The 23397-nt window shown below is 70.3% G+C and carries 27 protein-coding genes; 11 read left to right on the top strand and 16 right to left on the bottom strand.

All coding sequences use genetic code 11. From position 1 onward, the window contains the following. Positions 1-41 precede the first annotated feature (41 nt). On the bottom strand, positions 42-1109 hold the full coding sequence (locus ACQUQ1_RS09520; protein WP_435064041.1) for a M48 family metallopeptidase: 1068 nt from the start codon (positions 1107-1109) through the stop codon (positions 42-44). Between the two features lie 108 nt (positions 1110-1217). On the opposite strand from ACQUQ1_RS09520, the gene ACQUQ1_RS09515 reads away from it, so the two are divergent. Next, entirely contained in the window at positions 1218-1961 is a 744-nt protein-coding gene (locus tag ACQUQ1_RS09515) for a diphthine--ammonia ligase (RefSeq protein ID WP_435064040.1), read from the top strand. A gap of 44 nt (positions 1962-2005) precedes the next feature. Here the strand turns inward: ACQUQ1_RS09515 and ACQUQ1_RS09510 are convergent, their stop codons facing one another. Next, a complete protein-coding gene (locus ACQUQ1_RS09510; RefSeq protein WP_435064039.1) occupies positions 2006-2974 on the bottom strand; it encodes a sugar phosphate nucleotidyltransferase in 969 nt (322 codons plus the stop codon). Positions 2975-3155: 181 nt separating this feature from the next. Here ACQUQ1_RS09510 and ACQUQ1_RS09505 point away from each other — a divergent pair, with 181 nt between their 5' ends. Further along, a complete protein-coding gene (locus ACQUQ1_RS09505; protein WP_435064038.1) occupies positions 3156-3446 on the top strand; it encodes a transcriptional regulator in 291 nt (96 codons plus the stop codon). A gap of 59 nt (positions 3447-3505) precedes the next feature. Here ACQUQ1_RS09505 and ACQUQ1_RS09500 read toward each other — a convergent pair whose 3' ends face one another. Beyond that, a complete protein-coding gene (locus ACQUQ1_RS09500) occupies positions 3506-4204 on the bottom strand; it encodes a type 1 glutamine amidotransferase domain-containing protein (RefSeq protein ID WP_435064037.1) in 699 nt (232 codons plus the stop codon). Between the two features lie 169 nt (positions 4205-4373). On the opposite strand from ACQUQ1_RS09500, the gene ACQUQ1_RS09495 reads away from it, so the two are divergent. From ACQUQ1_RS09495 to ACQUQ1_RS09455, 9 genes are all read left to right on the top strand, one after another. Next, positions 4374-4646, top strand: coding sequence for a hypothetical protein (locus ACQUQ1_RS09495; RefSeq protein ID WP_435064036.1), 273 nt, complete (start codon positions 4374-4376; stop codon positions 4644-4646). Between the two features lie 261 nt (positions 4647-4907). Continuing rightward, positions 4908-6977 carry an ABC transporter substrate-binding protein gene (locus tag ACQUQ1_RS09490; RefSeq protein ID WP_435064035.1) on the top strand — a complete coding sequence of 690 codons (2070 nt, stop codon included), beginning with the start codon at positions 4908-4910 and terminating at the stop codon, positions 6975-6977. 144 nt (positions 6978-7121) lie between these two features. Next, positions 7122-8111 (top strand): ABC transporter permease, encoded by a 990-nt coding sequence (locus tag ACQUQ1_RS09485; RefSeq protein WP_435064034.1) that lies wholly within the window; start codon positions 7122-7124, stop codon positions 8109-8111. Continuing rightward, the gene (locus ACQUQ1_RS09480; protein WP_435064033.1) at positions 8111-9073 is read left to right on the top strand and encodes an ABC transporter permease; all 963 of its coding nucleotides are present in this window, start codon (positions 8111-8113) and stop codon (positions 9071-9073) included. The genes ACQUQ1_RS09485 and ACQUQ1_RS09480 overlap by 1 nt, the downstream gene beginning before the upstream one ends. A 16-nt stretch (positions 9074-9089) precedes the next feature. Then, positions 9090-10247, top strand: a complete 1158-nt coding sequence (locus ACQUQ1_RS09475) for an ABC transporter ATP-binding protein (RefSeq protein ID WP_435064032.1) — start codon at positions 9090-9092, stop codon at positions 10245-10247. Further along, positions 10217-11605, top strand: a complete 1389-nt coding sequence (locus ACQUQ1_RS09470; RefSeq protein WP_435064031.1) for an ABC transporter ATP-binding protein — start codon at positions 10217-10219, stop codon at positions 11603-11605. The genes ACQUQ1_RS09475 and ACQUQ1_RS09470 overlap by 31 nt, the downstream gene beginning before the upstream one ends. 2 nt (positions 11606-11607) lie before the next feature. Then, entirely contained in the window at positions 11608-12090 is a 483-nt protein-coding gene (locus tag ACQUQ1_RS09465) for a hypothetical protein (protein WP_435064030.1), read from the top strand. Further along, a complete protein-coding gene (locus tag ACQUQ1_RS09460; RefSeq protein WP_435064029.1) occupies positions 12083-12547 on the top strand; it encodes a hypothetical protein in 465 nt (154 codons plus the stop codon). The genes ACQUQ1_RS09465 and ACQUQ1_RS09460 overlap by 8 nt, the downstream gene beginning before the upstream one ends. A 112-nt stretch (positions 12548-12659) precedes the next feature. Continuing rightward, positions 12660-12920 (top strand): hypothetical protein, encoded by a 261-nt coding sequence (locus ACQUQ1_RS09455; RefSeq protein WP_435064028.1) that lies wholly within the window; start codon positions 12660-12662, stop codon positions 12918-12920. Positions 12921-13052: 132 nt separating this feature from the next. Here ACQUQ1_RS09455 and ACQUQ1_RS09450 read toward each other — a convergent pair whose 3' ends face one another. The 13 genes from ACQUQ1_RS09450 to ACQUQ1_RS09390 form a co-directional block, all read right to left on the bottom strand. Next, positions 13053-13592 carry a hypothetical protein gene (locus ACQUQ1_RS09450; protein WP_435064027.1) on the bottom strand — a complete coding sequence of 180 codons (540 nt, stop codon included), beginning with the start codon at positions 13590-13592 and terminating at the stop codon, positions 13053-13055. Position 13593: 1 nt separating this feature from the next. Beyond that, entirely contained in the window at positions 13594-13839 is a 246-nt protein-coding gene (locus ACQUQ1_RS09445) for a hypothetical protein (protein ID WP_435064026.1), read from the bottom strand. Between the two features lie 118 nt (positions 13840-13957). Next, positions 13958-14410, bottom strand: coding sequence for a hypothetical protein (locus ACQUQ1_RS09440; RefSeq protein ID WP_435064025.1), 453 nt, complete (start codon positions 14408-14410; stop codon positions 13958-13960). Between the two features lie 125 nt (positions 14411-14535). After that, positions 14536-15102, bottom strand: coding sequence for a hypoxanthine/guanine phosphoribosyltransferase (gene hpt / locus ACQUQ1_RS09435; RefSeq protein ID WP_159665962.1), 567 nt, complete (start codon positions 15100-15102; stop codon positions 14536-14538). A 48-nt stretch (positions 15103-15150) separates the two neighbouring features. Next, entirely contained in the window at positions 15151-16935 is a 1785-nt protein-coding gene (locus ACQUQ1_RS09430) for a Na(+)/H(+) antiporter subunit D (protein WP_435064024.1), read from the bottom strand. Then, the gene (locus tag ACQUQ1_RS09425) at positions 16935-18638 is read right to left on the bottom strand and encodes a proton-conducting transporter transmembrane domain-containing protein (protein WP_435064023.1); all 1704 of its coding nucleotides are present in this window, start codon (positions 18636-18638) and stop codon (positions 16935-16937) included. The genes ACQUQ1_RS09430 and ACQUQ1_RS09425 overlap by 1 nt, the downstream gene beginning before the upstream one ends. After that, positions 18635-20164 (bottom strand): monovalent cation/H+ antiporter subunit D family protein, encoded by a 1530-nt coding sequence (locus ACQUQ1_RS09420; RefSeq protein ID WP_435064022.1) that lies wholly within the window; start codon positions 20162-20164, stop codon positions 18635-18637. The genes ACQUQ1_RS09425 and ACQUQ1_RS09420 overlap by 4 nt, the downstream gene beginning before the upstream one ends. Continuing rightward, positions 20157-20513 (bottom strand): cation:proton antiporter subunit C, encoded by a 357-nt coding sequence (locus tag ACQUQ1_RS09415; RefSeq protein ID WP_435064021.1) that lies wholly within the window; start codon positions 20511-20513, stop codon positions 20157-20159. The genes ACQUQ1_RS09420 and ACQUQ1_RS09415 overlap by 8 nt, the downstream gene beginning before the upstream one ends. Next, positions 20510-21040: an MnhB domain-containing protein gene (locus ACQUQ1_RS09410; protein WP_435064020.1), complete on the bottom strand. Its 531-nt coding sequence runs from the start codon at positions 21038-21040 to the stop codon at positions 20510-20512. Before ACQUQ1_RS09410 ends, ACQUQ1_RS09415 begins: the two co-directional genes overlap by 4 nt. Further along, positions 21037-21570 (bottom strand): DUF4040 domain-containing protein, encoded by a 534-nt coding sequence (locus ACQUQ1_RS09405; RefSeq protein ID WP_435064019.1) that lies wholly within the window; start codon positions 21568-21570, stop codon positions 21037-21039. The genes ACQUQ1_RS09410 and ACQUQ1_RS09405 overlap by 4 nt, the downstream gene beginning before the upstream one ends. Beyond that, complete coding sequence (mnhG, locus tag ACQUQ1_RS09400) at positions 21567-21977, bottom strand: monovalent cation/H(+) antiporter subunit G (RefSeq protein ID WP_435064018.1); 411 nt, start codon at positions 21975-21977, stop codon at positions 21567-21569. Before mnhG ends, ACQUQ1_RS09405 begins: the two co-directional genes overlap by 4 nt. After that, positions 21977-22252 carry a cation:proton antiporter gene (locus ACQUQ1_RS09395; RefSeq protein ID WP_435064017.1) on the bottom strand — a complete coding sequence of 92 codons (276 nt, stop codon included), beginning with the start codon at positions 22250-22252 and terminating at the stop codon, positions 21977-21979. The genes mnhG and ACQUQ1_RS09395 overlap by 1 nt, the downstream gene beginning before the upstream one ends. Then, a complete protein-coding gene (locus ACQUQ1_RS09390) occupies positions 22249-23262 on the bottom strand; it encodes a monovalent cation/H+ antiporter subunit E (protein WP_435064016.1) in 1014 nt (337 codons plus the stop codon). Before ACQUQ1_RS09390 ends, ACQUQ1_RS09395 begins: the two co-directional genes overlap by 4 nt. Positions 23263-23397 lie beyond the last annotated feature (135 nt).

Here is a 23397-nt window from a genome sequence, read left to right as displayed (position 1 = left end):
GATCCCGTTCTCACCCCCGTATTCCGACGGCTAGCCGCGCGTCACCGCTCCCGGATCGGGATCCGCGTCCACCCGTCGTCCGCGCGGTTCGGCCGACCGGGTCGGAGGCCGCCCCCGGCCTGCCCGTCACCGGCGCCCGTACCGGGCGGACCGCCGGTCCGTTCCCCCGAACGACCCGCTTCCGCCGCCCGCCGACGGAGGCGCTCGACCCGCTCCTCCATCGGCGGGTGCGTCGAGAGGAGCCTGCCTATCGGGTGTTGTTCGGACGCGTCCCGCCGGTACAGCGGCGCGAGCGGGAACCCCCCCTCCCGCGCCCGGTCGATCTTCCGGAGCGCCCGCGCCAGCGCCAGCGGCCGCCCCGTCACCTCGACCGCGCGGTCGTCGGCGGCGTGCTCGCGCCGCCGGGAGTAGGCCCGCAGGAACACCGTCAGTCCGATCAACAGGAGCGTGAGCACCTGAGCGAGACCGACCCGCAGACGGCCGGGGACCGTGTGGTGCCAGCGCCCCGGCTCGCCGCGGACGAGCGCGAGGCCGCGGGCGAAGCCGCCGGCGACGAACGCCAGCGGGACCAGCGCCAGCGCGACGAGGCCGACGGCGGTGTGGACGACGCTGTGGCCGAGCGTCTGGACGAGGCCGTCCCGGCCCTCGATGTGGGCGAACTCGTGGGCGAGCACCCCCTCCAGCTCGGCGGCCGAGAGCAGCCGGAACAGCGAGTAGTCCACGACGAGCGCGGGCGGGCGGCCGCCCAACGCCAACGCGTTGGGCTCGTCCAGCCGGGCGACGTACACGCGCGGTCGGGACACGTCCATCTCCGCAGAGAGCGCGTCGACGATCCGGTGGACGGACGGCGCGCGCTCGCGGGGGAGTTCGCGCGCGTCCAGCCCCGCCAGCGTGCGGCCCGTCCCGAACCGGTAGGTGAGGTATCCCGACAGCAGCGTCGCCGCGAGGAACGCCCACGCGAGCGTGAGCAGGTCGGGACGGTTCGCCCAGACGAACCCGGCGAGGCGCGCGACGAGGGAGGCGGCGACGGCGTAGAAGGCGATGGTCGCGACGCCGGCGACCGCCATCGCCGCCCTGAGTCCCGAGCCGGTCCCCGGTGACCCGGACATACCTCGACTAGGGCGCGGAGTCTCAAACCGGTATCGCCCGTCGGGGTCCGGCGAGCCGCCGTCGGCCGAACCGTCACGGGTAAGGTCGCCTCGGGACGTACACGCGGTATGAGCGACGACGCGGACGCCGACCTCCCCGACGGGGGCGCCTACGTCGGGCTGTTCTCCGGCGGGAAGGACTCCTCGTGGGCGGTGTACCGGGCGCTGGAGCGCGGGCTCCCGGTCGAGCGCCTGCTCACCGTCCACCCCGCGGGCGACTCCTACATGTACCACGTCCCCGAGACGCGGCTGGCCGCGCTGGCCGCCGAGAGCATCGGGGTCCCGCTGATCGAGGTGGAGCCGGAGGACTTCGACGCCGCCTCGACGACGGATTCGGGGGCGCAGGGTGACACCGAACTGGAGCCGATGGAGGCGGCGTTGCGCGAACTCGCGGCGGACCTCCCGCTCGGGGGCGTCACGGCCGGGGCCGTCGAGTCCGAGTTCCAGACGAGCCGGATCGAGTCGATGTGCGGGCGCCTGGGGATCGACCTGTTCGCGCCGCTGTGGCAGCGCGACCCGCGCGCCCTCGCGGACGAGATGCTGGAGGCGGGCTTCGAGATAACGGTCCTCCAGGTCGCCGCCGCGGGGCTGGACGAGTCCTGGCTCGGCCGGACGCTCGACCGCGACGCGCTGGCGGACCTGTCGGAACTGAACGAGGAGTACGGCGTCCACCTCCTCGGCGAGGGCGGGGAGTTCGAGACGTTCGTCACCGACGGCCCGCACATGGACCGGCCCGTGGAACTGGAGTACGACACCGAATGGGACGGAACGAGGGGGCGGATCCGGGTGACTGACGCGCGGCTGGGGGAGTGAGGGAGCCGCCCCGGCCCGGACCGGCCCCGCGGGGGGACGAGTCCTCAGTCCTGGGTCGTCAGCCGCGAGTGGGCGCCCACGAGCGCGCCCGACAGGTCGAGGCCGTCGACGACCGTCTCCTCGTCGACGATGCTGCGCCGGAGGTCCGCGTTCCGGACGGTCGCGTTCGGGAAGACCACCGACTCCGACAGCGACGAGCCCGTCACCGTCGCGCCCGCCATCACGTGGACGTTCTCGCCGAGCTCGGAGTCCTCCACGGTCGCGTCCGGGTGGACGACCGTCCCGCCGTCGAGGTACCACGCGACGGCCTCGAGGTAGCTCTCGGGCGTCCCGATGTCGTACCAGGCCTCGTCGAACGTGAACGCGTGGACCGGCTGACGCGACTGGAGCCACTGGATGAACCAGCCGGGCTCGTCGGGGTTGTTCCCGTCCGAGAGGTACTCCTCGAAGTCCGGGAGCGTCTCGCGCGGGAACGCGTAACACGCGATGGAGACGAGGGTGCTGTTGGGGTCGTCCGGCTTCTCCTGGAAGTCGACGACGCGGTCGCCGTCGAGCTGGACCAGTCCGTAGCTCTTCGCGCGCTCGCGGGACCCGACGTCGTAGGCCGCCAGCGCCGGAGTCCCCTTCTCCTCGAAGAAGTCGACGAACTCCGCGACGTCGAAGGAGATGAGGTTGTCGCCGGCGATGACGACCATGTCGTCGTCGACGCCCTCGCGGTCGATGAGCTGCGCGAGCGCGCCGACGACGCCGAACTTCTCGTCCTCGGCGCTGGTGTCCTCGACGGAGACGGTCGGCTTCTCGAAGCGCGAGTCGGCGAGGTACGTCTCGAACTCCTCGGCGAAGCGCTCGTTCGTCGAGACGAACACCTCGTCGACCCGGTCGTCGGCCTCCAGGTCGGCGAATATCTCGTCGATGACGGTGTTGTCGCCGACCGGCAGGAACATCTTCGGGCGGTGGCGCGTGATCGGCCACAGCCTCGTCGCGTACCCGCCGGCGAGAACGACTGCCTTCATAGGCGCCCCGTCAGGCCCCACCGACAAGGTTCTTTCCTCTATCGAGGCGGGCGGTTCCCGGTTCGTCGTGACGGCCGCCCGTCCCACCCCGCGTACGTTCGTGGACCCGGATGCGGGGAACGGCGGGCGGGGTCGAGGCCCCGGCGAAAGGGCTTCGTCCACGCGTCCGCTCCGGGCGGGTATGCCCGACCGGACGACCCGCGAGCGGATCGCCGACGAGCTTCGGGACCGGCCGCTCGCGGGGAGCGCGCTCGCCGCCGAGTTCGACCTGACGCGCGCGGCGGTGTACGATCACCTGGACCACGTCGCGCGCTCGCTGCCCGACGACGAGGAGTTCCTCGTCGCGCCGCCGGAGTGCCGCGACTGCGGCTTCGACGGCTTCGACGACCCCGTGAACGCGCCCTCGCGGTGCCCCGAGTGCAGGGCCGAGAACGTCGAGGAACCGGCCTTCGTCATCGAGTCCGACGGCTGAGGTCCGAGCGACGGGGAGCGGCCCGCGGGCGGACCGACCGCGCGGCGGCGTGTCCGTGTCTACGCGACCGTCTCGACGCCCAGCTCCGCCAGCAGCGTCTCGGCGGCCTCGCTCGACGAGCCGGGGCCGCGGGCGGTGATCAGGTCGCCGTCGACGGCGACGCTGGTGTCGGCGTCCAGTTCGGCGTCCCAGTTCCCGCCGGCGGCGACGACCTCGTCCTCGACCCAGTAGGGGAGCTTGCGGCCCTCGATACGGTCGAGGTCGTCGACGATACCCTCCTCCCACTCGTTCGGGAAGCCGGTCACGTCTCGGCCGTCGACGAGGAACCCGCCGTCGTCGGTCCGCGTGAACGCGAGGATCCCGACCGCGTGACAGACGACCAGCGCGACGCCGTCGTCGCCCGCGACCGCCTCCCGGAGCGCCGCGCGGGCGTGGCGGTCCTGGTTCACGTCCCAGACGGTGCCGTGGCCGCCGGGGAACACGACGGCGTCGTAGTCGCCGGCCTCGACCGCCGCGAGCGGCTCGGGGTCGCGTAGGCGGTCGTCGGTCTCGTGGATCTCGCGGTACTCGGCGGCCGTCTCCTCGCCCACGTCGTCGGGGTCGAGCGAGCGCTCGTCCACCTCCGGCGGCGACCCGGACGGCGTCGCCACGCTCACGTCGACGCCCGCGGCGTCGAGCGTCGTGAGCGGCTCGATACACTCCTCGGCCCAGTACCCCTCCTCGCTGACGACGAACAGCGCCGTGTCGGGTTCGCTCATGCACGCGGAAGTCGGGTCCGGACCCCGGAAAGGGTGTCGTCGGCGGAAGCGGGATCCGAGAGCGGCACACGGGCGGTCGCGGGGATCGATCTCCGTCGGGGACCTCCCCCGCCGGCCGCCCGCGGTCGAGCCCGGGTCGCTTATCCCGGCCGCCCGACAACGGCCGGCTATGGCAGTCGGGACGCGGACGGTCCTCGCGCTCATCGGCGGCGCGGTGTTGTCGGTCGGGGTCTACCTCCACGCGACCGGCCGCGAGGAGGCCGGCTACGCGACGATGGCGCTGGGGTTCGCGACCGCGGCCGGGTGGGCGTTTCTCGGCATGGAACTGGCGCGCCGGGGGGACGTGACCGTCCCGGCGACGACGTACCTCTCGGGCGGGATGGCCGCGGCCACGCTCGCCATGTACTTCGGTCTGCGCGCACGCGGGCACGGGACCGAGTGAGGCGTCAGATCCGACGACGCGTGCCGGCGGAACCGATCCGACGGCGCGTCCCGACGGGAGGAACTCGAATTGTGTTTCCGGCCGTTTTCGCCACCTCGACGCCGAGAGAAACCCGGACGTTCGATCACTCGAGCCGGTGTGTCAGTCCTTCGAGCGCCCGAGCAGTGCGGTATCGGTTCCCTATTGTCGGATCTATCTGTCCCGGTTCCTCATGGGGGAAACCCGCACAGTTAAGTGTGGGATTCCATAACGAAGGCTCGTATGTCAGACAACCAGTCCGGATCCAGCCGGCGCCGATTCCTCCAGGGAACCGGTGTCGCTGCGGTCTCCGCGGGTCTCGCCGGGTGCTCCGGCACCGGCGGCGACTCCCAGACCACCACCTCCGCGGCGGCCACGACCACGGAAGACAAGACCCCCACAGAGAACCAGTCCGACGCGAGCGATATCCCGAAGGGCGGGACCTTCAGCTTCGGCATGGGGACCGCCCCGAAGGGGATCAACGTGCTCGCGACGTCCTCGGCGTACTCCGGCGTCATTACCGACCGCGTCTACGAGTCCGGGACGACTCTGGACCCGGTCAACTTCGGCGTCCACCCCAACGTCTTCACGGACTGGGACTTCACGGAACTCGACGAGACGGGCGACAACGACCAGCCGAACGTCCGCATCCGCTTCAACGTGCGCACCGACGGGCTGACGTGGAACGACGGGACCGAGTTCACCGTCGACGACGTGATCTGGTCGTACAACTACCTCCTCGAACAGATGCCCGGCGGGTTCACCGCGTCGCTCTCACCGATCATGAGCGTCTCGAAGGCGGACAGCGACGACTGGGACGCGCAGATGATCCTCAACAAGCCGATCGGGACGTACGCGTCCACGCAGCTGGCGCTGCCGATCCTCCCGAAGCACAAGTGGGAGGGTGTCTCCGATTTCAAGACGTACGAGCCGTACAAGAACGGCGGGCCGGTCGGCCTCGGTCCCGGCGTCGTCACCCGCTACGAGCCCGACACGTCCATCGAGATCTCCTTCGCCGAACGCAAGGGGGAGTACAACCTCGCGGACCTGTCGTGGCGGGAGGAGGTCCCGGGGATCATCAGCGGGGGACCGTTCATCGACACCATCCGGATCAAGGTGTACTCCTCGACCTCGGCGCTCACGCAGGCGTTCTTCGAGGGGGACATCGACTCGATGTACAGCGGCATCCGGACCTCGCGGATCGAGGACGTGCAGAACACGGAGGGGCTGAGCCTGATCGACGGCTTCGACACCGGCTACGGGCACTACTCGTTCAACCTCAGGCGGACGCCGCTCGACGACATCACGTTCCGTCAGATCCTCGGGTTCGCGTTCGACGACATCTACTGGACCCAGCGCCTCCAGCGCGGGTACGCCCAGGAGGGCGACTTCGTCATGCCTCCCGGGTACAAGGCGGTGCGTCCCGAGACGGGCAGCGACCAGAAGCTGCTCACCGGGAAGTCCACGCAGGCGTTCCACTTCCGACAGTCCTCGCCGGGCGTCCCCGACGTGGAGGGGATCCGCACGTTCCTCACGGAGGGGAAGTCGATCACCGGCGAGTCCGGAACCTTCGTCGGGCAGGAGTACCCCGGGAGCCTCACGGGCGTCTCCGCGAGCCAGTCCTCCTCGAAACACGACTACACCTTCGGCTCCGTCCAGTCGCAGGTGCTCAAGGAGTCCGACGCCAACCCCGACAAGGAGATCCGCGTCAACGGGCAGACGATCACCGACCTGAACGGCGGCCCGCTGACGATGTACGTCTACCCCGCCAAGGACGCGCCTCAGACGGCGAAGATGGTCGAGAACTACATCAGCGCGCTCCAGCAGATCGGGATCCCGATCAACCGGCAGGTGATGTCGTTCAACACCATGCTGACGAAGGTGTACGCCGAGGAGGACTTCGACATCTTCCCGATGGGGTGGGTGAACCTGTCGCCGTTCGCGACGAACACGCTGTACAGCCTGTTCCACTCGGATAACGCCGACGACCACTCGGTGGCCGAGAGCGAGGGCGCCGAGAAGAACACGAGCACCCTGCTCAACAACCCGATGGGCTACGGGCTGTTCGAGGACGCCGGCGCCGACGACCTCATCAACGAGGCTCAGACGACGATGGAGACACAGGCCCGCAACGAGGCCTCGCGGAAGGCCGTCGAGAAGATCTACCTCGACTTCCCGACGATGGTGACCTCCTACGACGTCACGAAGTGGCCGGTCAACTCGTCCGACTGGTCCGGCTTCGTGGGGAACATCCCCGGACCGGGGTCGACGTACCTCGGGACACAGTTCCTGCAGGTCCACCAGAAGGAGTAACGACGCCGTCGCGGTCGCGGCGACGTCGGGCACCCCGTCCCCGTCGGGGTTTCATACGGCGTCGTCGGATCCTAAACGGACGATGCAACAGGTTCATACCGTCGCCTTCACCAAATATCGGTACGCCGAGCGGTCCCACAACGCATGACCAGAATCAGTGGAAAGTACCTCGCAAAACGGATCGTCGTCTCGTACCTGACGCTCCTGGTGATCATGTCGCTTCTGTTCGTTCTCCTCCGGAGCATGCCCGGCTCGTTCATCACGAGCATGATATCGTCGGGCATGACGGCCGAACAGATCGAACGCATCCGGGAGACGTGGGGTCTGAACGAACCATTGTGGAAACAGTATCTGAACTTCATGATCAACTACCAGACCGGGAACTTCGGCCGGTCGCCCACCTACAACGATCAGGTGATGGACCTCATCGTCCGCCGGATGCCGCGGACCCTGGTCCTGTTCGGCTCCACGTTCATCATCGGGTTCATCGTCGGCCCGCTCGTCGGGATGTACCTCGGCTGGTGGCGCGGGTCGACCAAGGACAAGACCGTCTTCAGCACGTCGCTGCTGCTGTACTCGATGCCGAGCTTCTGGATCTCCTGGCTGTTCATCTGGGTGCTGAACTACGAGCTCGGGTGGCTTCCCAGCGCGTACATGTTCACCCAGTTCCCGGAGTTCGAGTGGACGGCGTTCACCGTGATGCGGGACGTTCTGTACCACATCGCGCTCCCGATCATCAGCCTCACCTTCATCGGGTGGGTCGGCTCCATGCTCATCATGCGGCCGACGATGAACCAGGTCACCGACGAGGGGTACGTGTTCCTCGCGCGGGCGAAGGGCCTGTCCGAGCGGACGGTGATGGTCAAACACGCGGCCCGCAACGCGCTCATCCCGGTGGCGACCGGCGCGGTCGTCAGCCTCGCGTTCCTCATCGACGGCTCGGTGATCATCGAGAACGTGTTCAACTGGCCGGGGATGGGACAGATCATCGTGAGCGCGGTGCTCAACCGGGACTTCCCGGTCGCGCAGGCCGTGTTCTTCATGCTCGCGGTACTGATCGTGGTGATGCGGCTGCTCACCGACGTGATATACACCTACCTCGACCCCCGGATCAAGTTCGGGGAGGGTGAATAATGGCGACGCAACAGGAATCATCGGGATCCGACGGCGAATCGTTCAAGCGCCGCTGGGAGCCGCGGATCGAACGGCTCCGGCGCGGCTGGGACCGCTTCACCGAGCACCGCATCGGCGTGGTCGGGCTGATCATCATCGTGATCTACTCGCTGTGGTCGATCGCGCCGGGCGTGTTCGCCCCCCACTCGACCGAGTGGGTCGCCTACCTCGGCGAGCCGCCGTTCGACCGACGGCTCACGGGCGAGCAGATCCGGTCGCTCCCGCACCCGCCCGCCTTCGGCGACCCGTTCTTCGCGCCCCTGGGAACGAACGCCAACGGCTACGGGGTGTTGACGCTCGTGATCTACTCCGCGAAGAACGCGATGTACATCGGCCTCGCGGCCGGGCTGCTCTCCAGCCTCGTCGGCGTTCCCCTGGGGCTCATCTCCGGGTTTTACGGCGACACGTGGATCGACGAGGCGATCCAGCGGTTCGTCGACATCATGTACGGCCTGCCGTTCCTGCCGTTCCTGATCGTCCTCGTCGCCATCCGCGGTATCACGACGACGAACATCATCATCGGCATCGCGGTCACCTCCTGGCTCAACAACTGCATCACCATCCGCGGGGAGACGCTCTCGCTGAAGGAGCGCTCGTACGTCGAGTCGGCGAAGGTGGCGGGCGCCTCGGACACCCGGATAATCTTCCGGCACATCATGCCGAACGTCCTCCCCATCTCGTTCGTGTTCCTCGCCCAGGACGCCGCCGGCGCGGTCATCGCGCAGGCGTCGCTCGCGTACCTGGGGCTCGCTGACTTCACGGCAAACTCCTGGGGGATCATGCTGGAGAACATCAAGTCCTCCGGCTACATCTTCCAGGCGTGGTGGTGGCTGCTTCCGCCGGGGATCGCGCTGATGCTGATGGCCGCATCGTTCTACTTCATCGGCTTCTCGATGGAGGACGTGACCAACCCGCAACGGTGACGAACACGAATCTCAAATGACACTACTCGAAGTAAACGACCTCTCGATCCGATACGCCGTCGAGGACGGCTCGGCGGTGCACGCGGCCGACCGGGTGAGCTTCAGCGTCGAGCGCGGCGAGACGTACGGGCTCGTCGGCGAGTCCGGGTGCGGCAAGACCACGCTGGCGAAGAGTCTGGTCCACCTGCTCGACGACAACGGCTACATCGAGAGCGGGAACGTCTGGTTCGACGGCACCCTCCCGCAGTGGGCCGACGAGAACGGCGAGGCCAAGCAGTCGGCGATCGACGACCCCGACACGCCCGTCCGGGAGGACGGCATGACCGACCTGGCGGCGCTGAGCGACAAACAGATCCGGGACGTGCGCTGGCGCGACATCGCGATCATCCCGCAGTCGGCGATGAACGCGCTGAACCCGGTGTACAAGGTCGGCGACCAGATCGTGGAGGCGATCCTCCGGCACGAGCCGGAGACGACCGCCGAGGAGGCCCACGAGCGGGCGCGCGACCTGCTCGAACGGGTCGGCATCGAGCCGGACCGGGCGGACGACTACGCCCACCAGTTCTCCGGCGGCATGAAGCAGCGGGCGGTCATCGCGATGGCGATGGCGTGCGGCCCGGACCTGCTCATCGCCGACGAGCCGACGACCGCCCTCGACGTGATCATCCAGGACCGCATCCTGGAGGAACTGGAGAAGCTCCAGGAGGAGTTCGGCGTCTCGATCCTCGTCATCAGTCACGACATCTCGGTGATGGCGGAGATCTGCGACCGGATGGCCGTGATGTACGGCGGGAAGGTCATGGAGGCCGGTCCGAAGACGGAGATCTTCGGCGAGACCGCGAACCCGTACACGCTGGGGCTGAAGAACTCCTTCCCGACGATCACCGCGACCGACCAGGACCTCGTCTCCATCCCCGGGACGCCGCCGACGCTGCGCGACCCCGACGAGGGCTGTCGCTTCCGCGAACGGTGCCCGTTCGCCATCGAGGAGTGTCACGCGAGCCACCCGCCGATGTACGACGTCGAGGCCGCCACCTCGCTCGGGCGGACGGAGGAGGCGACCGACGAGCGCGCCCACCGCTCGGCGTGCTACCGCATCGACGAGCTCGAACAGATCCGAACCGACGCACTGGAGGAATCCACATGGACCGAACAGAGGATCGAGAGCCGCTAGTAGAGATCGAGGGGCTGCGAAAGCTCTTCGACCAGTCGCAGGGTGTCATCGACACCGTGCTCGGTCGGGAGCCCCGGCCGGTCCGCGCGGTCGACGGCGTCTCGCTGGACATCCACCAGGGGGACATCGTCGGCATCGCGGGCGAGTCCGGCTGCGGGAAGACCACCCTCGGGAAGATGCTCGTCAAGCTTCACGAGCCGACCGAGGGAACGATCCGCTTCGACGGCGAGGACATCACCGACATGACCCGCGAGGAGGAGCGCGCGTTCCGCAAGCGGGTGCAGATGATCTTCCAGGACCCGTTCGAGTCGCTCAACCCGCGCATGACGGTGTACGACACCGTCGCCGAGCCGCTCAAGATCAACGACATGGTCGAGGGGTACGAGGAACGGCGCGAGCGCGTCAAGGGGGTGCTGGAGGACGTCGGGCTCGGGCCCGCGGAGGTGTACCTCGACTCCTTCCCCGACGAGCTCTCCGGGGGCGAACGCCAGCGCGTCGCCATCGCCCGCGCGCTCGTCGTCGACCCGGACTTCGTCGTCTGCGACGAGCCGGTGTCGATGCTCGACGTGTCGATCCGTGCCGGCGTGCTCAACCTGATGAAGGAGCTGCAGGCCGAGTACGACCTCACGTACCTGTTCATCAGCCACGACCTCTCGCTCATCCGGTACATGTGCGACCGCGCGGGGATCATGTACCTCGGCAACATGGTCGAGCAGGGCCCGACCGACGACATCATCGACGACCCGAAACACCCGTACACGGAGGCGCTGTTCGACGCCGTGCCCGACGTGGAACTCGGGGAGGAGCGCAGACGGGCCAACGCGACCGGCGAGGTACCCTCGCCGCGTAACCCGCCCAGCGGCTGTCGGTACCACCCGCGGTGTGCGCACATCATCCCGCCGGACGACTGGACCGGCAGCCAGGAGGCGTTCCGGCGCGCCTACCAGTTCAAGCTCAAGGTCCGCCGGGGCGACCTGAATCCCGACGTGATCGACGGGGGCGTCGCCGACGAGGCGGACGCGCTCGTGGAACACGGGCTGACGCTCGACGTGCCCGAGGAGTACCGGACCGAGACGGAGGTGGAAAGCGGCGGCAGCCGGGTCGACGTGGCCGCCATCGACCTCCCGGCGTCGGCCCGCCGCTCGCTGACGGAGGCGGCGGAGGCGGTGCTCGACGGCGACATCGACGCCGCCCTCGACGCCCTCGAGGACGAGATCACAACGCCCTGTGAGTCGCGCGAGCCGCGGCCGCAGCCGTCGGGGACGCGCGAGGTCGCGTGTCACCTCTACGACGACGGCGACGTCGGGAGCCTCGGCGGCTCCGACGGCGGGCTGAGCGCGGCGCCGGCGGAGGACTGAGCGTGGTCCGGTCCCCGCGAACCCAACGGGTCCTCCTCGCGGCCTTCGCCGCGATGCTGGCCGTCGGCGGCGCCGCGTTCGCCTCGACGGCCGGCGCCCAGTTGGCCTGGCAGGAGCGCGACGCGGTCGACGTCGACCCCGCCGACTACGAGGTTGTCGACGGGGAGCCGCCGACGATCCGCGTGACGGTCGCCGTGTCGAACCCCACCGGCGCCGCGGTCACGGTCGAGCCGTCCGCGTTCGTGGTGTTCGAGGGGAACGCCACCGAGGCCGACCGCCTCTCCGCGCCCCGCACCGCCCGGCTCGCGGGCGACCGCGCCGCGGTGACGGTGCCCGCCGGCGGGACGGCGACCGTGACCGTCGTCGCCGACGTGCCGCCGGAGCGCCTCGACCGGACGAGGGCTGCGGTCGCGGAGGGGCGCGTCGTCTCGTCGGGGTCGTTCAGGCTGACGATCAGGGGACGGAGCGACTTCATCGATGTCTGACCCGGAACCGACGCTGCTGACGGCGCTCGCGCGGCCGGCGGAGGCGTCGTTCGGGTCCCGCCGGGAGCGGCTGCTGTCGGCGGGGGTCGTGGGCACGCTCGCGGGCGCGCTTGGGGCGATGGCGACGTACGTCCTCAGGCTCCAGACGCTCGCGCCGGCGTGGGCCGGCGAGACCGCGATGGCCGCGCTCGTGGTCACCTCCGGGGTGCTCGTGAAGCTCCTGTGCGAGCAGTTGCGCACCAGCCTGGCGGCGCTTTCGGTCGCGATCGTCGCGGGCGGCGCCCTCGCGTTCGCCGCGGCGGTGGCCCCGTACCTCCTGCTCGACATCTCGACGCTGGGCGGGTTCGCGCTGCTCCCGGTGTTCAGGGACGTCGTCACGTTCCTGGTGTTCGGACAGGTCCCCCTGCAGTTCGTCGGCTACCTGCTCGCGATCGTCTACGACGGCGCCACCGCCTGATCGGCCTCGCCGTCGGGCGGGGCCGCCGGCCGCCTCCGTCCGTCCCGAGCGACCGTCCGCGGTCTCGGTTCACGACGACAAGCATTTGCCCCGTCGGTCGATATCCCGAGGTATGGCGCGGGACATCCCGACGGAGGAGAAGTCGGTGCGCGAGCGGGGGACCTACGCCAACGACGGCAACGACCCCACGCTCGCGTCGTACCTCTCGTCGCTGTTCTTCCTCCTGTCGGTCCCGACGCTCGTGACCGTCGCGTACGGGGGCTACTGGGCGGGGCTGTACGCGGAGTCGACGGTCGTGCCCGCGTTCGCGGGGCTGCTCGTGGCGGCGATCGCGGCGGCGTTCGCCGTGATGCACTACCGGACGGGCAGGTGACGTCATCCTCGCCGTAACCGGCGGGGTTCTCTCCCGCAGGAAGACAGAAGCGGAACGGAAGCCGACGGGAACGGCCCGCCGCGCCGGGGCGGGGCCGTTCCCGCGGTCAGTCTCGGGTCGTCGTCGGTACCGTCAGTACCACTTGTCCTTGTAGACGCACTGTACCGGCTCGCTCACGACGTTCGTGACGAGCGCGAGCGAGACGAGTCCAACGGCGCCGTCGACGGCCTCCGGGTCGGGGTCGTCGCCCCACTCGGCGAGGCCGACGCCCAGTTCGGTGTGCCAGTCGAACGCCGTCACCAGCCACTCGTCGGGGAGCGTCCGATCGGACTCGTCGGCCTCGTTGACCAGCCGGAAGAGGTATTTGAACGTCGTGTCCTCCCGGTCGGAGACGTCGTCGCCGGCGTCGTACCCGGGGACGTTGGGCGTGCCGAACAGCTGAACCAGGCGGTAGAGGGCGGTCCCGATGTCGTCGTGCGCCCCGCGCTCGGTGGGGTCGGGGTCCAGTTCGACGTACACGTCCTCGCGCGACTCGCGGAGGTTCGCCTCGCGGAGCTCCTCGCCGGCGTCACGCCGGTCGCGGACCTCCTCGCGTGCGACGGGGACGAGCGTGAACTCCCGAAGCTCCTCGACGGGCGGCGCCTGGGGGTGCTCCCTGATGTCGACGGCCATCTCAGTAGGCGAACCCCATGAACCCGCGCCAGCCGAGGTATCCGACGACGATGCAGGCGACCCCGGACCCGAGGACGACGAGGGACTCGGTCGGGGAGATCCCCCCGATCCCGTTCAGGTCGAAGTAGAGGGTGACCCCGAGCAGCGTGAAGATGTACCCGAGCACGAGTCCGATGATCATGACGCCGAGCGAGACGACGCCGAGGGGACCCTTCGCGGCATCGGGGACGCGGTTTGTCACGGACATTGTCGCTGTTCGCGAGTAGCGGCGGCGCGGGCCTTAATTCCCTCGCTACGCGGTCACACGGGCGGGCGAGAACGGGTCGAGGGCGGCGGGTAGTCGCCGCCGCCGACGGCCGCGGCGCTCACCGATCGGCGTCCGGACCCGCCCCGTCGTCCGCGTCCGACTCGCCGTCACCCGCGGGTCCGGCGTCACTCCCGCGGCCGCGTCGGTCCCGGGCGGCCTCGCCCGGCTCAGAGTCGCCCAGCGGGCTCATCGCGGGGTCGAACCCGTCCTCGTCGTCCGGGCCGTCGGCGTCCCCGCGGGAATCGGGCGCGTCGGAGGGACCGCGCCGTCGCTCGTGTTCGCCGCGCTCGCGGGCGTCGCTGGTGAGCGCGTACTCCTCGGCGACGGGCCTGCGGGCGCGGTAGCCGATCGCGATGGCGACGACGCCGGCGACGCCGTAGACGACGACCGGAGTGGCCGTGTAGCCGACCTGGCCGGTGACGACCGTCAGGTGGAGCACCTGCCCGATCGAGAGCGCGCCGACGACGAGCATCGACGTGCTGACGACGCCGAGGAGGCGGGTGGAGACCATACCGGCGGTGCGCGCTCGGCGGTGAAAAGCCCCGGGGACCGGCCGGGCCGAGCCGGCCGGGTCGGGAGAGCGGACGGGACCGGGGGAGAACGGACGGGTACGGGACCGGGGGTCGCGGCGACGGGCTACCCGTCGCCGTACTCGTCGACGACGACGACCTCGCCGTCCTCGACGGTGACGTTGATGAGCGTCTTCACGGAGTGGTCGGTGTCGTCGAGCTTGTTCGGGCCGGCCTTCTTGATCACCGCGACCACGTCGACCACGTCGGCGCCGATGTGGGTGAGCGCGTCGAGGATGCCCTTCATCGTGCCGCCCGTCGAGAGCACGTCGTCGAGCACGAGCACCCGGTCGCCCTCGAACACGTCGTTGATGTACATCTCGCCCTCGGAGTAGCCCGTCTCCTGCTGGAGCGCGACCTCGCCGTCGAGGCCGTACTCGCGCTTTCGGATGACCACCAGCGGGATGTCGGTCATCAGCGACAGCGCCGTCGAGATGTGGATCCCCATCGCCGCCGGGGTGACGATCTTGTCGACGTCCTCGATCTGGGCCTTCCGGATGATCCGGATGACGATCTCGCGGAGGAGTTCGGGCTCCAGCATCGGGACGCCGTCGCTGATGGGGTGAACGAAGTACTGGTACTCGCCCTTCTCGATGATCGGCGCGTCCAGCAGGGACTGGCGCAGGCGGTCCATGTCGACCCGACGGCGACGACCCCGTAAAGGTTGACGGATCGGGGGCGTTCAGATCACGAGCACGAGCGCCACGATCAGCAGGGCCGTCACGAGCAGGACGCTCGTCCCGAAGCCGGCCCGGAGACTGATCCGGTCGCCGACCTCGCCGTCGCCGTTCGCCACGGCGTCGTCGCCGACCAGCGAGCGGACCACGCCGAACTGCCCGGCGACCGCGGCCGGGTCCCGCACGCCCGCGGCGACCGCGTCGGCGGTCGCGACGACCGCGCGGTCGACGGCGGCGTACAGCTCGGTGACGCCGACGACCAGCGCGCGGGTGCCGTAGAACGCCGCGGGGTTGTATATCGCGTCCACGTCGGGGACGCGCCCCACCTTCGAGAGCGGCTTCTTGAGGACCGCGAAGCCGACGACGCCCAGCCCCGCGAGGACCAGCCCCTCCTCGACGTGGCCGACCGTGTAGGCGGTGTACTCGTAGGCACCCGTGTCAGGCAGGAGGCCGTACAGCGCCGGCGGGTAGACGCCGAGCACGACACACAGCGCCGCGACGAGCAGCATCGCCGCCTTCTGGCCGAGGTTCGCGGGCGTCACCTCGCCCTCGTACTCGCCGTGGAGGAACACGTAGTAGCCCAGCTTGATGAACGAGAGGAAGGTGCCGACGCCCCCCGCGAGCAGGAGGTACCAGATCACGTCGTAGTGCTTCTTGTGGGCGTAGGCGATCACCATCCCCTTCGAGACGAAGCCGTTGAAGCCGGGGAAGCCGGCGATCGACAGCGCCGCGATCAGGAACGCGAAGGCGGTGACGGGGAGCTTCCGCCAGAGGCCGCCGAGCTCCTCCAGGTGCTCCTCGCCGGTGCGGTAGATGACGACGCCGACCGTCATGAACAGCAGGCTCTTGTAGAGGATGTGGTTGAACACGTGGCCGAAGGCGCCGGCGGCCGCGAGTGCGCCGCCGAGGCCGACGCCGGCGACCATGTACCCCACCTGCGACTGGATGTGATACGAGAGGAGGCGGCGCATGTCGCCCTGCAGCAGCGCCATCCCGGCGCCGAACACGGCCATCAGCGCGCCCATGTACGCCACCGCGATCTCCCCGTCGGGGAACGCCCGGAACATGCCGTACACGCCGGTCTTGGTGGTGTACACGCACAGGAACACGCTGGCGGCGACGTGCGGGCGCGGGTAGGTGTCGGGCAGCCACGCGTGCAGGCCGATGAAGCCCACGTTGACGCCGATCCCGACCGCCGCGAGGACCGGCGCGACGACGCCCGCGAGGCCGGCGGTCTCCGGGCCGCCCGGCACGGAACCGAACAGGAACGTCCCCGCCTCGACGTAGTGCCAGACGATAGCCGCCAGCAGGAGCGTCCCGCCGACGCCGTGGAGCAGGGCGTACCGGAAGCCCGCCCGCACCGCCCGGCCGCCGTAGTGCCACACCAGCAGCGTGCTGGTGACGGCCATCAGCTCCCAGAAGAAGATCAGGGTGAGCCAGTCGCCGCCGAAGACGGCGCCGAGGCTCGTGCCGACGTAGCCGAGCGCGAAGGCGGTCTGACGGACGTCCGCCTCCGTCGCCCACGAGTACCCGACGGCGACCGCGCCGATGAAGCCGAAGACGAGGCCCATCAGCCGGGAGAACCCGTCGACGTTGAACAGCACGGCGTCGAAGCCGAACAGCAGCGCCGGGAGGTGCGCGCCCGCCGGGGCGAGCCACACGTACGGGACGACCGCCGCGGTGACGAGCACGCCGAGCGCGTGGCCGGCGCGCCGCCCCAGCAGGGGAGCCAGAAGCGCGGCGGCCAGCACGGGAAGGAACGGCGGGACCAGGGTCAGGGCGTCGACCATCAGACGCTCACCCCCGTGACGCCCGAGACGATCAGGCGGACGACCCTGAGGAACACCGCGGCGTCGGGAACGATCCCGAGCACGACCGACCCCAGCGCGGTGAGGAGGATCGGTCCGATCATGAACCACGTCGACTCGCCGCCGGTCCAGCCGCGGCGCTCCCAGCCGCCGGCGCCGTGGCCGTGCCCGTGCGCGTCGACGTTGCCGTGGGCGTCACCGTCGCCGTGGGCGTCCGCGTGGCCGTCGCCTCCCGCGTTCGCGCCGCCGTCGGCGACGGCGTCGGAGTCCACGTCGCCGCCGGCGAGCGCGTCCCGCCCCCACGCGAGGCGGCCGCCGAGCGGACCCTCGATCAGCGGCTTCTCGTCGGTCTCCTCCGCCGACTCGAAGAACGCGGTGTACACCACCGGCCAGAAGTAGCCGATGTTGAGCACGCCCGAGACGAGCAGCGCGACCGCGAACACGGTCTGCCCGGCGGAGACCGAGCCGATGAGCAGGAAGTACTTGCTCACGAAGCCGGCGACCAGCGGGATGCCGGCCATCCCCGCGGCGGCGACGGCGAACGCCGCCATCGTCAGCGGCATCCGCCGGCCGATGCCGGCCATCTCGGAGATGTCGTCGGTGTGGGTCTCGACGTGGATTGCGCCGGCGGCGAAGAACAGGGTGATCTTCATGAACGCGTGCGCCGGGATGTGCAGCAGGCCGCCGACGATCGCCGTCGGGTTCAGCACCGCCAGCCCGAGCACGATGTACGAGAGCTGGCTCACCGTCGAGAAGGCGAGCCGCCGCTTCAGGTTGTCCTGCCTGAGCGCGATGACGCTGGCGGTCACCAGCGTGAACGCCGCCACCGCGGCCAGCGGGAGTCCGGCGCCGAGGTCCGCGACCGTCTCGGGGCCGAACACGTCGAGGACGACGCGGGCGATGCCGAACACCCCGCTCTTGACGACCGCGACCGCGTGCAGGAGCGCGGAGACGGGCGTCGGCGCGACCATCGCGTCCGGGAGCCACGAGTGCAGCGGCATCAGCGCCGCCTTGACGCCGAACCCGCCCGCGAGCAGCGCGAACGCCAGGCGGGCGAACAGCGGGTCCGCCCCGGTCAGGCCGGCGATCCCGCCGGGCGTGAACGCCACGGTGCCGGTGAGCCAGTAGACGAGCGCGGTGCCCGCGAGGACGGCGACGCCGCCCCCGAAGGTGTACGCGAGGTACTTCCGGCCGGCCGCGCGCGCCTCGTCGGTCTCGTCGTGGGCGACGAGCGGGTACGTCGCCACGGTGAGCAGCTCGTAGAAGACGAACAGCACGAGCAGGTTCGACGCGAACGCGACGCCCACCGCCGCCGAGAGGCTCGCCGCGAAGGCGGCGAAGTAGCGCGTCTGGGCGTGCTCGTCGAGCCCGCGCATGTAGCCGACGCTGTAGCTGCTCGTGACGATCCACAGGAAGCTCGCGAGCAGGGCGAACAGGACGCCCAGCGCGTCCGCCTCCAGCGCGAAGCGGGCGCCGGGGAGGAACGCCCCCAGGTCGGTGACGTACGTGTCGCCGGCGAGGACGCCCGGGACCATGCTGGCGACGATGCCGAACTTGGCCAGCGCGGCGATGAAGGTCCACGACTCGCGGAGGTTCGGCCGGCCCCCCGACAGGAGGATCGGTCCGATCGCGACGGCGGAGACGAGCACGGCGGCCAGCGGCCTGAGTGACGTGATATCGGTCATGAGAGGAGCACCTCGATGGTCGGGGCGAGGGCGGTCTCGTACGCCGGCACGGCCGCCCCGAGGCCGACAGCGAGCAGCGCCGCCGCGACGACGGCGGCGGACATTCCGGGGGAGATGTCGGCGCCCGGGAGGCCGGCTCCGTCGCCGGCGACCGACGACCCGTCGCCGCCGTCGGCGACGGCCGCGTCGGGGGGGCCCGCGGCGGGCGCTTCCGGCGCCTCGCGGAAGAACATCCGTTCGAGCAGGCGCGCGAAGTACGCGAGCGTGAGCAGGGTCGACAGCAGGATGACGACCGCGAGGCCCCACGAGCCGGCCTCCAGCGTGCCGACGACGATGTACCACTTGCCGAGGAAGCCGACGGCGGGCGGCACGCCCACCATCCCGAGCGCGAGCGCGCCGAAGGCGGCGGCGGCGACCGGCATCCGCGAGCCGAGGCCGTCGTAGTCGCCGACGGCGCGGCCGCCGACGCCGGTCGCCACCAGCCCCGCCGCGAGGAACAGCCCGCCCTTCATCACCGCGTGGCCCACGAGGTGGACCGCGAGGCCGACGAGGGCGGTGCCGTTCGTCACCGACAGGGCCGCGACGACGAGGCCGAACTGCGAGACGGAGGAGTACGCGAGCATCCGCTTGATCTCCGTCTGGGAGACGGCCAGGAGGCTCCCGACGACGATGCTCACAGTCGCGGTCGCCGCGAGCAGGGGCCGCGCGAACGGCACGGCCTCCAGGAACTCCGGCGTGAACGCGGTGAGCACGACCCGGACGAGCGCGTACGCGCTCACCGTCGACACGAGCGAGGCGATGAGCGCGCTCACCGAGTCGGGCGCGCCGGCGTAGGCGTCCGGCTGCCAGGTGTGCAGCGGGAACATCGCGACCTTGACGAACAGGCCGACGACGACGAACGCGAACGACGCCCGGACGAGCGGCGAGCCGTAGCCGACGGCCGCCAACTCGACCGCGAGGTCGCCCATGTTGAGCGTCCCGGTCGCGACGTACGCGTAGCCGACGCCCAGCAGGTACAGCGAGGCGCCGAACGTCCCCACGAGCAGGTACTTCAGGCCCGCGACCGCCGAGCGGCCGCCCTCGCCGCTGGCGACGAGCGCGTAGGCGGTCAGGCCGGTGATCTCCAGGAAGACGTACATGTTGAACGCGTCGCCGGTGACCGACATCCCGGTGAGGCCGGTGACGAGCAGCAGGTACGTCGCGTAGAAGCGGTTCGAGCGCGGGCCGGCGCGGCGGGCGTACGCGAGCACCCCGAACGCGACGACGGCGACCAGCACGACCATCGACGCCGACAGGCCGTCGACGAGCAGCTCGATGCCGTACGGGATCGTGAAGTCGCCGACTGCGTAGCTTTCGGGGTCGCCAGAGAGGCCGTCGGCCGCGAACGCGACCGCGCCCGCGACCTGGACGGCGAGCGTCGCCGCCGCGACGGACCAGCCCGAGCGGTCCCACCGGATCCCGGTAAGCAGCGAGACGAGCGCCCCGAGGATGGGGAGGACGACCAGCAGGGCCGGGAGGTCACTCACCGTCGTTCACCTCCGTGACGAGGTCCGCCCGGAGCGTCCCGTACTCCCCGTAGATGCGGACGATGAGCCCCAGCGCCACCGCGGTGAGGCTCACCCCGACGACGATGGCAGTCAGGATGAGCACGTGCGGCAGCGGGCTCACGTACGGGCCCGGCTCCGACAGCAGCGGCGCGGAGGCGCCCTCCACGTACGCCGAGACGATGAGGAACAGGAAGATCCCCGACTGGAAGACGTTCATGCCGATCACCTTCTTGACGAGGTTGCGGTCCCCGATCAACATGTGCGCGCCGATCCCGAGCAGGAGGAACGCGACGACGAAGTACGCCCGGTCGGCGAGGAGGTCGATCACTCCTCCACCTCCTCGCGTTCGCCGTTCGAGTGGCCGGCCGCGAGCGCGAAGAACAGGCCAACGACGGTTCCCGAGACGATTATACCGATTCCGACCTCCACCAGTTCGATGCCGTACTTGCTGGAGTGGGAGACTGGGATCGCCGCGTACTCGAGGAAGGCGCCGCCGAAGGCGACCGCCGCGAGGCCGATCCCCATGAACAGCGCGACCCCGGTGACGACCAGCACCGTGAGCAGCGACGACGACAGCCAGTCGCGCGTCGGCCCGACGCCGAAGGCGATGGCGATCATGAGGATCACCGTCCCGACGATGACGCCGCCCTGGAAGCCGCCGCCCGCGGAGTCGGCGCCGTGGAACATGATGAACGCGCCGAGCGTGAACACGAACGGCGCGACGATGCGGACGGTCGCCATGATGATCGGGCTCTCGACGTACGGGCGGTCGGCCCGCCGGCGTGCGCGATCGCTCTCGCCGTCCGCGGGAGCGGCGTCCCCGATGTCGCCGTCCGTCGGGTCGCCGAAGCTCATGCGAGCACCTCCCGGTCGAGCACCACCAGCAGTCCGATCAGCGCGGCGAACACCACGACCGCCTCCCCGAGGGTGTCGAACCCGCGGTAGGCGGCCAGCACGGCCGTGACGGCGTTCTTCACTCCGGTCTCCGCGTAGGCGTTCGCCAGGTAGTAGTTCGTCACCCGCGAGGTCGCCACCGGCGTCGAGGCCGACCCGACCGGCGGCAGCGCGGAGAGCGTCGTCGCCAGCGCGGCCACGAGCAGGCCCGAGACGCCCAGCGCCCGAAGGTCCACGTCGACGAAGATGTCCTCGCCGGCCGGGCGGACTGTCTTGGCGATCGTCAGCAGGAACAGCACCGTCGTCACGCCCGCGCCGACGGCCGCCTCGGTGAGCCCCACGTCCGGCGCCCGGAGCAGGAGCCAGACGACGGCGATCCCGAGGCTGTATGCCGCGAACGCGATGATCGACGCGAGCACGTCCCGCAGCAGCGCCGTCGCCAGGGCGGCCCCGACCACGAACGCCAGGATCGCCCACTCGACGGGCGTCACCGCCGGTCACCCCCGTCGGCGACGGCGCCGCCGTCGGGGTCGTCCCCGTCGGCGGGTCCGGCGGGCTCGGCGGCGTCGCCCGCCCCCCCGTCCTCGTCGGCGTCCGCGACGGTCCACGGGTCGATACCCTGATCTGCGGCCGCCCGCGCGATCGCGTGGGCGGCGGTCGGGTTGGTGATGAACATGAAGACGATCAGCAGGACGAGCTTCAACGTGTCCACGCCGGAGTCGAAGGCGATGGCGGCCGCCCCGAGCGTGAGCACCGCCCCGAGCGTGTCGCTCTTGGAGGCGCTGTGGGCGCGGGTGTAGAGGTCCGGAAGCCGGACCAGTCCGACGGCGGCGACGAACGCGAAGAACAGGCCGCCGGCCAGCAGCGCGATCACGGCGCCCTCCGTGACCGTCGCCATCAGAGGACACCCCCGCGCTCGACGGTGAACTTGGAGATGGCGATGCTCATCAGGAAGTTCAGCAGGGCGTACACGAGCGCGATGTCGAGGGCGCCGGGCGTGTCGGTCGCCGCCGCGAACAGCGCGGCGATGACGACCGTGTTCGAGCCGACGACGTTCACCGCGATGACGCGGTCCTGCATCGTCGGGCCCTTCACGGCGCGGTACAGCACGGCGACGGAGATCAGGACGAACCCCGCGGCCGCCGTCAGCAGCGCGTCGGCGACGAGGGTCACTCCTCCACCTCCTCGCGCTCGCTCGGCGTCGGCCGTCGGGCGGCCGACCGGCCGTAGAAGACGAACCGGACCGCGCGTTCGAGCTTCCCGTCCAGCAGGTCCTCCCGGGATCCGACCGTCAGCGAGTGGATGGTGAAGTGCCGCCGCTCGACGTCGACCGTCAGCGTCCCCGGCGTGAGGGTGATGCTGTTGGCCAGCGTCGCCGCGGGCACCGTCGACCACACGTCCGCGTCGAACTCGACCAGCTTCGGGTCGATCGGCAGCGACGGGTGCAGGACCACGTACGCGATCTGGAGGTTCGCCTTCGCGATCTCCCACAGCAGGAAGACCGCGTACAGGGACAGCCTGCCGGACTGGACCGCCAGGCGCCGGGGCCGGATCGACCCCGTGAACGACACGTGCCAGAGGATCCCGGCGACCGCCCCGGCCGACACCGCGCCGGTGAGGAGGTTGTACGGCGTGAGCGACCACCCCGCGAGGAACAGGTAGAAGCCCGCGGAGACGGCGAACAGCAGGAGGAACTGGCCGGCGCCGGAGCGACGGACGAGCCGTCCACGCCGCGTCTCGCGCTCGACCGGCGCCTCCTCCACGTCGAGGCCGGTCCCGGAGATCTCCGAGGCCAGCGCGGGCAACAGCGGCGTCGCGCCGGTCGGGGCGTACTCGGGGTCGAGGACCACGTCGCCGACTCCCCGGTCCTCGGCGTACTCGGCGATCGCGTCGGCGTAGTCGCCGGGGCTGAACAGGTACTCGCCGACGCCGACGACCGCGGTCTCGACGGCGATCGATCCGTCGTCGTCCCCGCGGTCCTCCTCGACCCACAGCTCCACCCGTTCGAGGAGGTCGCTCGCGCGGTCGTACTCGTCGCCGGCTCGCCCCCGGCTGGATAGGGGATACACGAAGTGGAGCGTGGCGGGTTCCCCGGACTCGACGGCCCGACGGACGACGTACCCGACCGTGTTCCGGAGCGTGCTCGACTCCTCCACCGGGACCACCACGTCCCCGGCGGTCACGGCGGCCCCCTCGGGCCGGGTCCGTCGTCCCGGCCGGATCGGTCGAGTCGACGGTAGCTAATTGCTGTCACGGTCTGTTGTCCCTTCGTTGGGATGAGCGGATCAAAACCGTTGTGATCCGGCGGAAACGGGGAC

It is taken from the genome of Halobaculum sp. EA56 (assembly GCF_051195075.1).
Taxonomy (GTDB): Archaea; Halobacteriota; Halobacteria; order Halobacteriales; family Haloferacaceae; genus Halobaculum.
The sequence above is the reverse complement of the archived record's forward strand: the minus strand, read 5'-3'. Positions and strand labels throughout refer to the sequence as shown.